Below are 14171 nucleotides of genomic sequence, written 5' to 3' on the forward strand. Positions count from 1 at the left end.
CTTGCGTTTGTACACCATCCCGCATGAAAACGAAATTCCAATCGAACGCACATGCTGGCGCGGGCGCTGGTCAGGCGCCCAGTGGAGCAGCAGCACCACTCCTGTCATTCCCGCGAAGGCGGGAATCCAGGGCGCCCATCTCTTCCATTAGCGTTTTACCCAGGGGGGATTCCCGCCTTCGCGGGAATGACGGGGAGCGGTGCTGCTCCTCTGGATTCCCGCCTTCGCGGGAATGACGGGGAGTGATGCTGCGCCTCCGGATTCCCGCCTTCGCGGGAATGACGGGGAGCGGCGGTGCTACTCAATAGCCCGCCGCGAGCCCGTCTCTGCGCGAATCGGACGCGGCGATGTAGCCTTCGCGCTTCGGGTCTCCCGCGCGCCAGATGAACTGGCCCGCGCCGAAGTCCTGGTAGCTGTCCTCGAGCACTTCCACCTCGTGGCCGCGCGCCGCGAGCGCTTCCAGCGTCGATTTCGGCATCTGCGTCTCGACGTTCAGCGACACGCCTTCGTTGAAGCGCCAGCGCGGGCCGTCGCACGCGGCCTGCGGGGCCATCCGGTAGTCGAGCATGCGCACGAGCGTCTGCATGTGCCCCTGCGGCTGCATGTTGCCGCCCATCACGCCGAAGGACATGACGGGCTCGCCGTCCTTCGTGAGGAAAGCGGGGATGATCGTGTGGAACGGACGCTTGCGCGGCGCCACCTGGTTGGGCCCCGGCTCCAGGCTGAAGCCATGGCCGCGGTTTTGCAGGCTGATGCCGAACCGCGGCTCCACGCATCCCGAGCCGAAGCCCTGGAAATTGCTCTGGATGAAGCTCACCATCATCCCGTTCTCGTCGGCGGCGGTGAGGTAGATCGTGCCGCCCTTCACCGGATTGCCCGCCTGGAAGTCCTGCGCGCGCTTCGGGTCGATCAGCTTCGCGCGCGAGGCGAGATAGGCGTCGTCGAGCATCTGGGCGGTCGTCACTTCCATCGACCGCGCATCCGACACGTGGCGATAGACGTCGGCGAAGGCGAGCTTCATCGCCTCGATCTGCAGGTGGTGCGCATCGGCGCCGTCCAGCGGCAGGCTTGCGATGTCGAAGTGGCCGAGGATGCCGAGCGCGATCAGCGCGGCGATGCCCTGCCCGTTCGGCGGGATTTCGTGCAGCGTGTAGCCGCGATAGGACTTCGAGATCGGCTCGACCCACTGCGGCTCGTACTCGGCGAGGTCCTTCGCCGTGAGCGCACCTTGCACCTCGCGCGAAAAATGGTCGAGCGCCTGAGCGATCTCACCGCGATAGAACGACTCGCCCTGCGTTTGCGCGATGGAGCGCAGCGCGCGCGCAGCCGCGGGAAAGCGGAACAGCTCGCCGACTTCCGGCGCACGCCCGTTCGGCAGGAACGCCTGCGCGAAACCGGGCAGCGACTGCAGCTCCGACGCCGCGGCGGCCCACTTCTGCCCAATCACCACGGGCACGAGATAGCCGCGCTCGGCAATGTCGATCGCGGGCTCCAGCAGATCGGCGAACGCAAGCTTGCCGAAGCGGCGGGACAAGGCCTGCCAACCCGCGATCGCGCCCGGGACCGTCACGGAGTCGATCCCCCGCTTGGGCGGCTTCGCGCCTTCGCCGTACTTCTTCGCGAAGTATTGCGGCGTCCACGCCGCGGGCGAGACGCCCGACGCATTGAGGCCGTGCAGCTTCGCGCCGTCCCACACGATGGCGAAGGCATCGCTGCCGAGGCCGTTGCTCACCGGCTCGCAGATCATCATGCACGCGGCCGCGGCGATCGCGGCGTCCACCGCGTTGCCGCCCTTCCAGAGCATTCGCAGGCCCGCCTGCGCGGCGAGCGGATGCGAGGTGGAAACGACGTTGCGCGCGAAGACGGGGATGCGCGTGGTGGGGTAGGGATTGTGGAAGTCGAACTTCATGGCATCCATCCTACCCCGATGTCAGGCCTTGAACGCCCTCGCCATCTGCACGACCGCATTGCGGTCGAACGCGTTCACTTCGTCGATCAGCTCGTTGCTGAACACCCTGGCGGCATCCACCTGCTTCGCGAGATCGGGCATCTTCGCCGTCTCGCTCGCCACTTCGATGTGGGCCTTCCATTCCGCGAGACTGGACGCCCCGAACCGCTGGTCCGGGTCGTCGGCGCGCCGCATCCAGTTTTCCTTGCGGTCCTTCAGGATGAAGTTCATCTCGCGCCGCGCCTCGTCCTCGGTCTTGCCTTTGGGCTTGCTTTCGGGATACACGGCCCAGTGCGCGTCGATGGCCGCGTCGAGGTTGCTGTGCGCGAAGAGCGTGGATTTCGCCATCGCGCGGAACAGGCCGACGAAGGCCTTGCGGTCCTCTTTCAGCGACTTGCGCGGCACGGCGATCCAGCTCGAGCCGACGCGGCCGAACTTCGGCGTGAGCGGCACGTAGCGCAGCTTCGTGCCCACGAGCTCGACGCGCGCCGCGGCCGTGTCGAAGGTCACCATCGCGTCCACCCGGTCCGCGTCGATGGCCGCGCCGGCCGGCGCGCCGTCGCCGATGGCGATGTATTCGTTGCCCTCGTCCTTCAGGCCGAGCTCGGCCAGCATCGTCTTCGTGACGACGATGCCCGGGTCGCCCTGGTTGCGCACCCCGATTCGCTTGCCGCGCAGGTCCGCCGCCGACCTGATCGGACTGCCGGGCTTCACCACCACGACGTTCGCATTGCGCGGCAGCCATTCGTAGACCGTGACCAGATCGAGCGACGGCTCCTTGGCGAGCGCGGGCAGCAGGATGCCGGGCGCCATCGGCCCGAAGTGGACCTGCTGCGTCATGAGGCTTTGCAGCGCCTGCGTGATGCTCGTCATGTTGACGTATTCGATGTCCACGCCTTCCGACTTGTAGAAGTTGGTTTTCGGATGCTGTCCGCAGGTGATGAAGCATTGCTGCGCATCCATCACGCCGGCCGTGTTGGCCACCTTCAGCACCTTCACGCCCTGCGCGAAAGCGGGCCCGCCCGACAGTCCCAGGGCGCCGAGCGCGGCGAACGCGCTTAGGCCCGATCCGAAATCACGTCTTGTCAACATCCGCTTTCTCCTTGGTCCGAATCACACGTTGATGGTCCGCTCTCGCGCGGGGTCCTGCGGCATCCAGTGCAGCACGCGCTGCTGGATGCGCCTCAGAATCGCGGTCAGCACGATGCCGATGACGGACAGCACGATGAACACGGAGAAGCTGCCGCCCGTGTCCATCTGCGCTTCCATCTGCAGGATGAGCACGCCCAGGCCCGACTGCGCGCCGACGAATTCGCCGACGATCGCCCCGACCACGGAGAACGCCGCGGCCATGTTGAGCCCCGCGAAGATGTAGGGCAGCGCGCTCGGGAACTTGGCCTTGCGGAAGATCTGCCACGGCGTGGCCGAGAGAGACCGCAGCAGGTCGATGCGGTCCGTCTCCACGGCCTTGAAGCCCGCGATGCTCGTGACCAGCACCGGAAAGAACGTGAGCAGGCAGATGATCGCCACCTTCGAGCTCACGCCGAAGCCGAGCCACACCACGATGATCGGCGCCACGGCCACCTTGGGCAGGCTCTGCAGCGCGGCGATGTAGGGCTCCAGGATCGTTTCGAGCTTCGGCATCTGCGACACGAGCACCCCGATCGCGAGCCCGACCGCGCTGCCCGCGAGGAAGCCCAGCAGGATCTCCATGAGCGTGATGCCGCTGTGGTACCAGAGGCCGTCCTTCGCGAACGGCGATGTCGCAAGTCCGCGCCAGAGCGCCACCGCGATGTCGCTCACGCGCGGGATGAGGAACCGGGGCACGTGGAAGATGTGCACGCCGGCTTCCCATGCGGCGAGAAGCGCCACGAGCAGCAGGAGCGACCCCATGCGGGCGCCGACCCGCAACTTGGGGCGCGGCGGGCGCTTCGCGGGCGCGGGGGACGGCATCGAAGCGGAAGCGGGAAGTGCGGCGGCCATCAGTCGAACGATCCTGTGTGGGAGAACATGTCGCGAATCTCGTCCGCGATCCGGGCGAATTCCGGCTCGGCCATCGCGTGCATGCTGCGCGGGCGCGGCAGGTCCACGCGAATGCGGCGTTCGATCGTGCCGGGGCGCGGCGTCATCACGAACACCGTGTCGCCGAGAAAGATCGCTTCGGGGATGGAATGCGTGATGAGGACGACGGTCTTGCCGCTTTCGGCCCAGATGCGCTGCAGCTCCAGGTTCATGCGCTCGCGCGTGAGCGCATCGAGCGCACCGAAGGGCTCGTCCATGAGCAGGATCTTCGGGTCGTGCAGCAAGGCGCGGGCGATCGAGGCGCGCTGCTGCATGCCGCCGGAAAGCTGGCGCGGCAGCTTGTCCTCGAAGCCGTCCAGCCGCACCATGTGCAGGAGCTGCATCGCCCGCTCGCGCGCCGCGCGCAGGTCCAGGCCGAGCACCTCCGCGGGCAGCATGACGTTGTCCAGGATCGTGCGCCAGGGCAGCAGGATCGAGCTCTGGAACACGAAGCCGATGTCGCGGCGCGTGCCGCGCACCGGCTGGCCGCCAAGAAGGACCTCGCCCTCGGCGTAGTCGAGGAGCCCCGCCAGGATGCGCAGCAGCGTGCTCTTGCCGCAGCCGCTCGGCCCCACGATGGAGGTGAAGCTGCCCTCGTCGATGGAGCAGTCGATGTCGCTCAAGGCCCGCACGTCGCCGAAGGACTTCGAGAGTCCCGCGATGCGGATATGGGCGCTCGCCCGCGGCGGGCGAACGGCGGTGTCAGCTTCGGCTTGCATTCGGGGTCTCCTTCGCGCAGAGAAATTCCGCCAGCGCGTCCGCGATCCGCCGCGTGGCCTGCATCACCGTCACGTGGCCCACGTCCGGCAGCAGCAGCGTCTTCGAGCCGGGGACGAGCGCCGCGAGCCGCAGCGCGAGCGCGGCAGGCACCACGCGATCGAGCTCGCCCGCGATGACGAGCGTCGGCGCCTGGATGGCCCCGGCCGGACAGTCGAGGGTGCTCGCCACCGTCCGCGCCCGCCGCTCGGAACGCGCCGATCGCGGCTGCGCGTTCGCGAAGATCCGCCGCAGCTCGGGGCGTTCCCGCAGGAACGCTTCGGGGAAGAACCATCCCGCGAGGTCCTCGGCGCTTTCCGGCAGCTTCGAGCGCAGTTCGCCGATGCGCTGCGCGCCTTCGGGATACGTTGCCTCGTACGAATCGGGCAAGGGCCACGTGCTCGCGAGCACGAGCCGGTCCACGCATTCGGGATGCAGCAGCGCGAGCGCCTGCGCGACGCGCCCGCCGAACGACGAGCCGAAGACGTGGGCGCGTTCGTGGCCGAGCCCGCGGATCAGGGCGCGCGCATCGTGCGCGAGATCGGCAAGGCTCGCCTCGACCTCGGGGCCTCGCGTATCGCCGCAATCGCGCTGGTCGTATGCGATCACCTCGAAGTGGCCGGCCAGGAGCGCAACGAGCGCGGAGAACATCTGCCGGTTCGCCTCGGCGCCATGCATCAGCACGAGCGGCGGGCCCGAACCGGTGCGCTCGTACGCGACGCGAATGTTGTCCGCGACCACGACTTCAGGCATCGCTCGCGCCCTCCTCGTCGAGGAAGAAAGTCATCTCGATCCTGAGCCCTTTCGGGTCGTGCACGAACACCTGATGGATCGGCCAGCCCGGTATGGGCGCTTCGGTGTAGTCGACGCCTTGCGCGCGCAGGTGCGCCTTCGTCGCCTGCACGTCGCGGGCGCGAAACGCGATGTGGTCCAGCGGCCCCGTGACGGGCTCGCGCGCGGCCTCGGCCGCATCGAGATACGCGTAGAGATGCACGATGGGCTGTCCGCCCGCGTAGAGCCAGGCGCCCGGCGCGGGAATCTCCGGCCGCGCGCCCGCTTCGAGCCCCATCACGCGCGTGTAGAAGTCCACGAGCGCGGGCAACTCGCTTGCCGCGCAGCGGATGGTGTAGTGGTGCAGGGCGTTCACGGGCATGGCGTCACCCGATGAGCGTCTTCAATGCGGAAGCCAGCTCCGCGGCCGGGTCCTCGGGCGTCCACGGCATGCGAAACGCCACGTGGCCGTCGGGCCGCACGAGCACGACGCCGCGTTGGCCCACGAGCAGGCCGTTGCGCTCGTGCGTCTCGTCGAGCTGGCGCGCGGCGATCGCGAGGCCCGTCTTGCCGGAGACCGCGCGCGCCGCCTCCATCCACGCATCGGCCTTCGGGCCGGCCACGAGCACGAAGTCGCGGTCGAACCAGTCGAGCGTGGTGTGCCTGCGCGCGAGGTCCAGCCAGATGTGCGGAAAGCGCGCGCCCGGCCGGTCGCTCGGCTCGTAACGGCGCGGGTTGAGGGCCGGCTTCGCCACGCCGTCGAAGATCACGCAGCCTTCGTCGTAGCTGAAGCCCAGGCTCTGGCCGATGCTGTGCACGTGATTGTCGCTGTCGCGAATCCAGAAGTTGATGCGCTCGACGTTGCCGGAACGCAGCGCCGCGTCGCACTGGTTGAAGCGCAGCGCGTTGCGGTAACTGAAGTCGGCGTTCGACTCCGCGACGGGCCGGCGTTCCAGGTCGTAGCTGTCCAGAAGCCGGTCGCTCGCGCGCCCCGAGAGCACGAAGGCGAGCTTCCACGCGAGGTTGTGCGCGTCCTGGATGCCCGAATTCATGCCGTAGCCGCCGTTGGGGGGAAAGCGGTGCGCCGCGTCGCCCACGAGCAGCACCCGGCCCTTGCGGAAATTGGCCGCCACCTGGCGGCTCAGGCGCCACGTCGAGCGGTTGATCACCTTCACGTCCAGATTCGGGATGCCCGTCACCGTGCGGGCGAGCTGCACGACTTCCGCGTCGGTGCGTTCGCCCACGCGTTCGTCGCTTTCGCGGCCCACCGGCAAGAGGCTCAGCCACTTGTCGCGGCCGTTGGTGTTCAGCACCGTGCTGATCGGCAGGTTCGGATCCTTCGTCGCCACGCGCCACCCGGCCGTGTCGGACGCGCCGCGGACATGCGAGAGATCGGCCTGCCAGAACTCGTTGGCCATGACCGCGAGCGTCGCGGGGCCGTGCATCGCGACGCCGGTCTGCCGCCGCACGCTGCTGCCCGCGCCGTCGCAGCCGAGCAGGTATCGTGCGTGAAAGGTCGTGATCTCGCCCGTCGCGACGTCGCGGCTCGCGACCGCGATGCCCTCACCCGATTCCTCGTACTGCATGAATTCCTGCCGGAAGAGGACGCGGCCCGTGGGCGAACTGCGCAGGAGCTTCAGCAGTTCCTCCTCCACCGCGTCCTGCGCCATGATGCTTTTCCAGGTGGGCGAATGGCCCTCGTTCGGCTCGGGTTTCGTGCGGCCCCACTCGTGGCCCGTGAGCGATTCCACGAACGCGAAGAGGTCCGAGCCCGGAGGCAGCCCGCGATCCATCATGGGCCGCTCGATGCCCCACTGGCGGAAGATTTCCATCGTGCGCACCCACGTGCCGCGTGCCTTCGCGTGGTCGGTGGTGCCGGGATTGCGTTCGATGAGGACGAATTCGACGCCGAAGCGCTGCAGCAGGATGCCCATCGACAGGCCGACGGGACCCGCGCCAACGATGACGACGGGGACGTTGCGGAAGGTGTGCGTATCGGCCATGCGAGTAGTTCAGTTGGAATCGAAGCCGTCGAAGCGGTACATGAGCTCGGGCACGGGCCGCACCCAGCGCATCGCAGCCAGTGCGAGCAGCCTCACGCCGAGCACCTCGTGCGGCTGCCACTTGCCGCGCGTGCCGAACACGTTGAACGTGGCGTAGCAGAGGTTGTCCGACATGAGCGGAACGTTGACCGCCGCATCGATCCCGAGCGGCTGCATCTGCTCGTAGTCGTCGAATGCCTCGGCGAGCGCTTCGGCGCCCTCGCCCACGAACGGCTCGCCGCGAACGAAGATCGTCTGCGTCCACGGCGTGAGCAACTTGCGCTTGGCGCCGTTCACGGGCCAGCGCGCGGCGGCGGAAGAGTAAAAGCGCTGCAGGCGCACTTCGTTGCCCGGGTCGCGCGCGGTCGTCACGTTCAGCTGGATGCTGAAGATGCCGGGACCCGCGATCACGCGGCGGATCTGGTCGATCTGGCGCAGCGCGGCCTCGGCGCTGCGGGCTTCGGCGAGCAGGTCCAGCAGGTGGGAGGAAACCGTCGCAAGGGCTGTCATGCAATGCAGTGTAGGCGCGCGAATTCACCCGGATGCGCGATTTTCTGATTGCGCTATAACCCCTGGGTTATGCCAGCACGCGACCCCGCCGCCATCCATCACGCCATCGTCTCGCGGCTGAAGATGCGCCAGCTCGCGCTTTTGCAGACGATCGACCGCCATCGCACGCTCAATCGGGTGGCGGCCGAGATGCGGCTGTCGCAGCCCGCGATCACGAAGGCGCTGCACGAGATCGAGGACATCTTCGGCGCCGCCTTGTTCGAGCGCTCGAGCCGCGGGCTGAAGCCGACGCCCGCGGGCGCGGCGGTGCTGCTGCATGCGCAGCGCTGGCTCGCCGACCTCGAGTCCACCTCGAAGGTGCTCGCCGCGATCGACGCGGGCCACGGCGGCCGCGTGCGCCTGGGCATGACGACGCAGGTGCCGCAGCAGCTTCTTTCCGCGGCGCTGAAGCACCTGCTCGGGCAGATGCCGCGTCTCTCGGTATTCGTGTCGGAAGGCACGACCGACCAGCTCGTGGGCCGCATGGTGGAACACGAGCTGGATTGCGCGATCGGCCGCTCCTACGAAGGCGACGCGCAGGACATCGTGCAGGAGCCGATCTACGAGCAGGAGCCGTGCCTCGTCGTGGCCGCGCGCAACCAGAAGCGCCTGTCGCGCGGCGCGCTCGACTGGGGCAGACTTGCGCAGCTGGACTGGATCCTGCCGCCGCCCAACACGCCGATGCGGCGCATGTACAACACGATCTTCGTCACCGCGGGCGTGCAGCCCCCGCTGCCGATCATGGAGACGATCTCGGTGCGCAGCATGGAGACGGTGCTCGGCTCCGAACCGAACGCGATCGCGATCCTGCCGCGCGACGTGGTGGACGAACTCTTCAAGGACGGGCGGATCGCGCCGCTGCATCACCGGCTGCAGTGGACCCTGCCGCCGGTGACGTTCTTCTGCGTGCGGCAGCTCGCGCAGCGGCCGCAGATGCGCGGCCTGGCGGACGTCCTGCGGGAAACCGCGAAGCGGATGCCGCATAGACTCGCGGGATGAAAGAAAAGGACATCGAGCCCTTCTTCGCGACGCTTCGCGCGGCCAACCCGCTGCCGCGAAGCGAGCTCGAATACAGCACCGTGTTCGAGCTGCTCGTGGCCGTGCTCCTGTCGGCGCAGGCGACGGACGCGGGCGTCAACAAGGCGACGCGCCATCTGTTTCGCGTGGCGAACACGCCGCAGGCGATCCTCGATCTCGGTCGCGAGGGACTGGAGGGATACATCAAGACCATCGGCCTCTACCGCATGAAGGCGAAGCACCTGTTGGAGACCTGCCGCATCCTGGTGGAGAAGTTCGGCGGCGATGTCCCGCGCGACCGCGAAGCGCTCGAGTCGCTCCCTGGCGTCGGACGCAAGACCGCGAACGTGGTCCTGAACGTCGCCTTCGGCGAGGAGACGATGGCCGTGGACACGCACATCTTCCGCGTGTGCAACCGCACGGGGCTCGCGCCGGGGAAGAATCCGCTGGAAGTGGAAGCGAAGCTCGAAGCCCGCGTGCCGAAGGAATTCCGGCAGGACGCGCACCATTGGCTGATCCTGCACGGGCGCTACGTCTGCGTGGCAAGGACGCCGAAGTGCTGGCAGTGCGCGGTGATCGCGTATTGCGACTACGAGCCGAAGACGCTGGCGCCCCGGTAGAAGTCGTCGTCGGAACTCGACCCTATACTCCCGTACAGGCCGCCGCCCGCCTCGGCGATGTTTCAATAGCGCCTCGAAGACTAGGGGAGCGAGGACGCCATGCAGGTCGGTTCAGCGAGCGGGTCCGATCAATCGTTGTCCCCGCAGCAATTGCCTTCGGCTTGCGGCGCCACAGTCGCCGATCGCGTGGTCGAAGTTCGGCAAGCGCTGCCGCAACGCCTGCCCTGGGCGCTCCAGGTTCACGGCGTCGCTGGATTCCTCACGTATGCGGACCTGGGTCGGCTGCGGCTCGTGTCCCGGCACGACTACCGGCTGGCCTGGACGGCAGCGAGGAACACCGAAGAGCCCTTCGAGGCTCGCCTGAACGAAGCGATCGAGAGGCTGCGCGCATACCATCCCTATCCCGCGCTGCTGCATCTCAAGTGGGCCATGGCGGAATGCCGGGAGCCCGAGTCGGTGCTGCGTGGAATGGTCCCGACGATGATGGCCCATCTCATGTCCATCGACGAAGCCATCGTGGGCGAATTGGCGGACACCATGGCGGGCGCCCAGGTCCGTGCGTTGATCCGATGCATGACCGAGAGCGCCGAGAAGCTGGTGGCGGTCGGCCCGTTGGCCCGCGAGCTCGCGCTGTCGTCCATGGCGTTTCGAACCATCGCAGACGAGGCGAGCCGCGCGTTGCTCGCGCGGCAGGGCGCGCCGGTGCAGGAGGATGCGCCGGCCGCGGTGGCAGCGCCCGACGATTCGGACGGCGAGACCTATCGGGACGATGCCCGGTCCACAGTGGGCATGGCCTTCGGCATCCGGTTCGGACCCACGGGCGACGTCCACGTGCTCGCCGGGTTCAACCCGGATCGCTTGCAGGCCGACGTGGACTTCAGGGTACGAGGCATGCTGGATGACAAAGAGCCCGCGGGCGCGGGCGCGGAAGCCTTCGAGGCTTTGCTGACCGATCTCGGGACTGTCGACGTGCGCATCGGCATGGGCAACGGCTCGCTCGAGGCGGGAGCCGCGGAGGTCGCCCGCGGGCTGCAGGCGCTGACCGAAGAGAACGCCGGTTTGCGCGAAGCCCTGTTTCAGGTTCTGCAGCAGGGAATGGGCGTGCTCGTGGACATCGCCGACTCGACCCATACGCCCGTCTCGCCGGACGGCACGACGCGAGGGCGACTGCTCGGTGGCACGACACGCGAAGCGATCTGCGTATCGACATTCGGGGAGGATCGGCTGCTGGTGCAGTTCACGCACGAGACGGAAGGCTCGGATTCGCTGCTGCCCGTGGGTCGGGAGACGCCGGTTCCCCTGGCGTCTGGGAAAGGCTATGCCCAGCTTCGTTATGGCGTGCTGGTGGGCGGACCGGCCGGCGTCGATCTATACGAATTCCTGCGCTTCGAGAGCTCCGACACGGCGAATTGATCAGATCCGAGGCGCCCGCGTGACAAAGTAGACGGTATGGGATGGAACCGGCGCACTGATCAGGTTACCCATCCCCCAGAAAGGTATATCTGCCATGGGCACCCCAACTCTCTCCCCTGCCACCGCGCATCCCGTCGTGCCGCCGGTGAACTTCAAGATTGCCCGCGGCGCAGCCGACGGACGGCAACCCAATGGCGAAAGGCCGCCGCTGCCGAATCGCAGCGTTCCGGTCTCCCCGGCTCCGTTGCGTGCGACGGTGCCCCAGCGACCGCAGCCCGGCACGGTGTCGAGTCAGGCTTCGAAGCCCTGGAACATCACGGGAACTGGGCACCCCGCTCCTCCTCGCCTGGCGTCCAACGTTGCGAACGCCGCGCCGCAAGCGTTCAGGATGCCTGGAACCGGCGTGGCATCCGAACGCGCGCGTGACGACGAACTTGTCGAGGAGGCGGATCGCTTGTTGCGCGCACTGGCGCAGACAACCTCGTACGATGAGCGTCACGCCCCGCTCGTCCTCAGCCTGACCCAAGTTGCCGAATCGATGGGAGAGTCGGGCGTTCGCCTGGTCTCCCTGGCCTTGAAGAGATTCACGAGCTTCAATGAGCTCGACGCACTGAGCCGAGCGCTGCCGAATTTGCGTGCCCTGGCCATCGTGCGGGGCGGGGTCGAGCAGCGGATGAAGGACCTGCGCGGGGAATCGTTCGACAAGTCCAGGAAACTCCTGGACGAGGCCGTGAAACTGTACCGCGAGGGCGTGCCGGACAGCGCGGAAGCGTTTCGCGCAAGGGCTCTGCAACATGGCCGTATCTGGCTCGGCAAACCGTATGCCGACGAATTCGAAGTGCGCAGTGCCCTGATCGAGAAATTCCGGTCCCAAAAGGGCGAGGACGCCGAGGTGCTCATCGCCTTTCTCATGCCGGATTCGGAGGAGGCCTTGACGGTGCTGCGCAATGCGGCAAGCGTCGGAGATGCGGCCGACAAGGAACTCGACATGCAAGCACACAAGGTCGAGCAACTGGTGACGATGCTGGGCGGACTGGCGTCGGCGAGGCCCGTGTGCGCCGAGGCCATCGAACGGATGACCCCGTCCGAGCTCCGAGCTCTCGACAATGCGCTTGCCAAGTCGCACCGCGACATCGGCTGGATTCGCAATCTGGTCCGGGCACGGATGAAGGAGCAGACGAGGGAGCAGACCCTCACCTTGCTCGAGGGCTTGGGACAATCGCTTCTGAACGCCGCGCACCTGGCTCGCGAAGGCAAGCGAACTCAGGCTCAGGCGCACTTCGCCCAGGCGGTCGGCCGGGCCCACGTCTCCCGTGGCTTGGTCGCTCCGGATCCTCGGGCTCTGGAAGAAGTGGTCGTGGCGCTCGCCGGCCAGGTTCAGCAAGGCAAGCTCACCGCGTCCGAAGCCGCGAATCTGATCGATTCGCTCAGGCCGGAAGATCGGAAGGCGATCGCGCAACTGAAGCTGGAGCACTCGAACGCATGGCTCGAATCGCTCACCGCGTCGATGCAGCAGCCCCTTCCGGGAGGCTCAGAAATTCGCTCGATTCTGTTGAATGCGCTCGAGCTCCCCGAAGGGGCCCGGGAGGAAGACGTCCCTGCGTATTTCGAAGACGCGATGAAGGCGGCGGGCCGCGCGTTGCGAGATGCGGGCCCCGCGCGCAGCCGGTCGCGGGAGGCACAACGTGAACGTGTCGTCGCGGAACTCGTGCAGTTGATGCGAACCCCCGGTTTCGAGCATCGCGCCGGCCAGATCATCGGCTATCTGCCCGACGAAGAGGTGTGCGCGGTTGCGGTGTGCCTGAACAAGGTCTCTGGCGGCCCCACTCATGAAGCCGTGAAGAAATCCGCCATGGATTTCGCCGGCAAGCACTTCGAGAAGGCCGAGAAGTTCCGCAAGGAACTCGTCCAGCGGATGGGTGCGCTCTCCGCCGCCGAAAGCCAAGGGAAGAACAACCTGGCGGCTGCCAGAACTGCGTTCCCCGGCTCACCGCGGGCGCTCGCGTACGACCCGGCGGCCTTCAGTGCCGCGTTTCTCGACGCGGTGCAGGCACTCGACCAGTACACGGAACATTGCCGCCTGCTCAACCTTCCCGTGAACCTGACCGAAAACGGAACGGACATGAACGCCCGTCTTGCGTCACTGGTGCGTACTGTCGATTTCGGAAACGTGAACCAAGTGAAGCCGGAACACTTCGCGCGGCTGTGCGACTGGCTGAAGAAGCAGGGCACAACGGAAACGCTGGCATTGATGAAACGCCTGATGGGCCAGCACACGGAATTGAATCGCCTGCGGCGCCTGACCGCGAAGGCCGGCTTCGTGCGCGATCGCGAAGGCCAAGCGACGCACCGCTGGACAGGCATCTCGGAGGTGTTCCAGCAATATCTGATTTCGCGGGATCGGCAGGACGAGCGGCACGACGGTTCCGAAGCCAGGTACAAGGCCGGCCGGACGGTCATTGGCGAGAATTTCGCGGACGCGGCCGTCGGGCTGCGGCAGGTCCATGCGGAACTCGCGAACTCACCTCTGTGGGCAACGCTCGACAAGAGGCACCCGCCCATTTCCGAAGAGCAGGCAAAGCGCCAGCAAGGTGCGGTGGACGAACGGATGCTGGCCAAGAAGGGCAGCCGACTCGAGGCCTTCCCCGGGCAGGTGCCACCTCGATTTTTCATGCCGATCGTGGGCAGCATCCTGCCGGGTGCCACCAAAGCCAAGCGGCTGGTGTATCTGGAGCGGGGACTCGCCGAAGTGGCAAGCGTCACAGCGGATCAGATCAAGGCATTCGAGGCCGGGATCGCCGAGCTGCGGAGCATCGAACGATCGCGCTTCACCCCCTCTCAGGTCAAGAAAGATGCCACAAAGCTTCGGCTTGCCCTCGAGGCCATGCGCAACGAATTCGCAACGAACGAAATCATCGGCAACCTGACCGAGCTTTCAAAGGCGAATCCGCACCTCGTTGGACTCGCCGTGCGCGAAGTTGCCTGAAGCGGCAC

General features: G+C 67.1%; 12 protein-coding genes. 4 read left to right on the forward strand and 8 right to left on the reverse strand.

Going from position 1 to position 14171, the window contains the following annotated elements:
* Window positions 1-301: 301 nt before the first annotated feature.
* From VHA82_RS12885 to VHA82_RS12920, 8 genes are read right to left on the reverse strand one after another with little or no spacing between them, the layout of a single operon-like run.
* A complete protein-coding gene (locus VHA82_RS12885) occupies window positions 302-1909 on the reverse strand; it encodes a gamma-glutamyltransferase family protein (RefSeq protein WP_325544214.1) in 1608 nt (535 codons plus the stop codon).
* A 21-nt stretch (window positions 1910-1930) separates the two neighbouring features.
* Window positions 1931-3040: an ABC transporter substrate-binding protein gene (locus VHA82_RS12890; RefSeq protein WP_325544216.1), complete on the reverse strand. Its 1110-nt coding sequence runs from the start codon at window positions 3038-3040 to the stop codon at window positions 1931-1933.
* A 21-nt stretch (window positions 3041-3061) separates the two neighbouring features.
* Complete coding sequence (locus VHA82_RS12895) at window positions 3062-3931, reverse strand: ABC transporter permease (RefSeq protein WP_325544218.1); 870 nt, start codon at window positions 3929-3931, stop codon at window positions 3062-3064.
* Window positions 3931-4728, reverse strand: coding sequence for an ABC transporter ATP-binding protein (locus tag VHA82_RS12900; RefSeq protein WP_325544220.1), 798 nt, complete (start codon window positions 4726-4728; stop codon window positions 3931-3933). Before VHA82_RS12900 ends, VHA82_RS12895 begins: the two co-directional genes overlap by 1 nt.
* Window positions 4712-5518: an alpha/beta hydrolase gene (locus tag VHA82_RS12905; protein ID WP_325544222.1), complete on the reverse strand. Its 807-nt coding sequence runs from the start codon at window positions 5516-5518 to the stop codon at window positions 4712-4714. Before VHA82_RS12905 ends, VHA82_RS12900 begins: the two co-directional genes overlap by 17 nt.
* Window positions 5511-5918 (reverse strand): VOC family protein, encoded by a 408-nt coding sequence (locus VHA82_RS12910; RefSeq protein ID WP_325544224.1) that lies wholly within the window; start codon window positions 5916-5918, stop codon window positions 5511-5513. Before VHA82_RS12910 ends, VHA82_RS12905 begins: the two co-directional genes overlap by 8 nt.
* A gap of 4 nt (window positions 5919-5922) precedes the next feature.
* Window positions 5923-7539: an FAD-dependent monooxygenase gene (locus VHA82_RS12915; protein WP_325544226.1), complete on the reverse strand. Its 1617-nt coding sequence runs from the start codon at window positions 7537-7539 to the stop codon at window positions 5923-5925.
* Window positions 7540-7548: 9 nt separating this feature from the next.
* The gene (locus VHA82_RS12920; protein WP_325544228.1) at window positions 7549-8088 is read right to left on the reverse strand and encodes a GAF domain-containing protein; all 540 of its coding nucleotides are present in this window, start codon (window positions 8086-8088) and stop codon (window positions 7549-7551) included.
* Between the two features lie 69 nt (window positions 8089-8157).
* Between VHA82_RS12920 and VHA82_RS12925 the strand changes: the two genes are divergently transcribed.
* From VHA82_RS12925 to VHA82_RS12940, 4 genes are all read left to right on the forward strand, one after another.
* The gene (locus VHA82_RS12925) at window positions 8158-9126 is read left to right on the forward strand and encodes a LysR family transcriptional regulator (RefSeq protein WP_325544230.1); all 969 of its coding nucleotides are present in this window, start codon (window positions 8158-8160) and stop codon (window positions 9124-9126) included.
* Window positions 9123-9764, forward strand: coding sequence for an endonuclease III (gene nth / locus VHA82_RS12930; protein WP_325544232.1), 642 nt, complete (start codon window positions 9123-9125; stop codon window positions 9762-9764). The genes VHA82_RS12925 and nth overlap by 4 nt, the downstream gene beginning before the upstream one ends.
* Before the next feature lie 99 nt (window positions 9765-9863).
* Window positions 9864-11177, forward strand: a complete 1314-nt coding sequence (locus tag VHA82_RS12935) for a hypothetical protein (protein WP_325544234.1) — start codon at window positions 9864-9866, stop codon at window positions 11175-11177.
* Between the two features lie 94 nt (window positions 11178-11271).
* A complete protein-coding gene (locus tag VHA82_RS12940) occupies window positions 11272-14163 on the forward strand; it encodes a hypothetical protein (protein WP_325544236.1) in 2892 nt (963 codons plus the stop codon).
* Window positions 14164-14171 lie beyond the last annotated feature (8 nt).

This window comes from Ramlibacter sp. (genome assembly GCF_035548915.1).
Classification (GTDB): Bacteria; Pseudomonadota; Gammaproteobacteria; order Burkholderiales; family Burkholderiaceae_C; genus Ramlibacter.

Coding starts and splice junctions, on each gene's coding strand:
- nth (WP_325544232.1), top strand. CDS start 9,123: ATGAAAGAAAAGGACATCGAGCCCTTCTTCGCGACGCTTCGCGCGGCC.
- VHA82_RS12900 (WP_325544220.1), bottom strand. CDS start 4,728: ATGCAAGCCGAAGCTGACACCGCCGTTCGCCCGCCGCGGGCGAGCGCC.
- VHA82_RS12925 (WP_325544230.1), top strand. CDS start 8,158: ATGCCAGCACGCGACCCCGCCGCCATCCATCACGCCATCGTCTCGCGG.
- VHA82_RS12935 (WP_325544234.1), top strand. CDS start 9,864: ATGCAGGTCGGTTCAGCGAGCGGGTCCGATCAATCGTTGTCCCCGCAG.
- VHA82_RS12895 (WP_325544218.1), bottom strand. CDS start 3,931: ATGGCCGCCGCACTTCCCGCTTCCGCTTCGATGCCGTCCCCCGCGCCC.
- VHA82_RS12885 (WP_325544214.1), bottom strand. CDS start 1,909: ATGAAGTTCGACTTCCACAATCCCTACCCCACCACGCGCATCCCCGTC.
- VHA82_RS12940 (WP_325544236.1), top strand. CDS start 11,272: ATGGGCACCCCAACTCTCTCCCCTGCCACCGCGCATCCCGTCGTGCCG.
- VHA82_RS12910 (WP_325544224.1), bottom strand. CDS start 5,918: ATGCCCGTGAACGCCCTGCACCACTACACCATCCGCTGCGCGGCAAGC.
- VHA82_RS12890 (WP_325544216.1), bottom strand. CDS start 3,040: ATGTTGACAAGACGTGATTTCGGATCGGGCCTAAGCGCGTTCGCCGCG.
- VHA82_RS12915 (WP_325544226.1), bottom strand. CDS start 7,539: ATGGCCGATACGCACACCTTCCGCAACGTCCCCGTCGTCATCGTTGGC.
- VHA82_RS12920 (WP_325544228.1), bottom strand. CDS start 8,088: ATGACAGCCCTTGCGACGGTTTCCTCCCACCTGCTGGACCTGCTCGCC.
- VHA82_RS12905 (WP_325544222.1), bottom strand. CDS start 5,518: ATGCCTGAAGTCGTGGTCGCGGACAACATTCGCGTCGCGTACGAGCGC.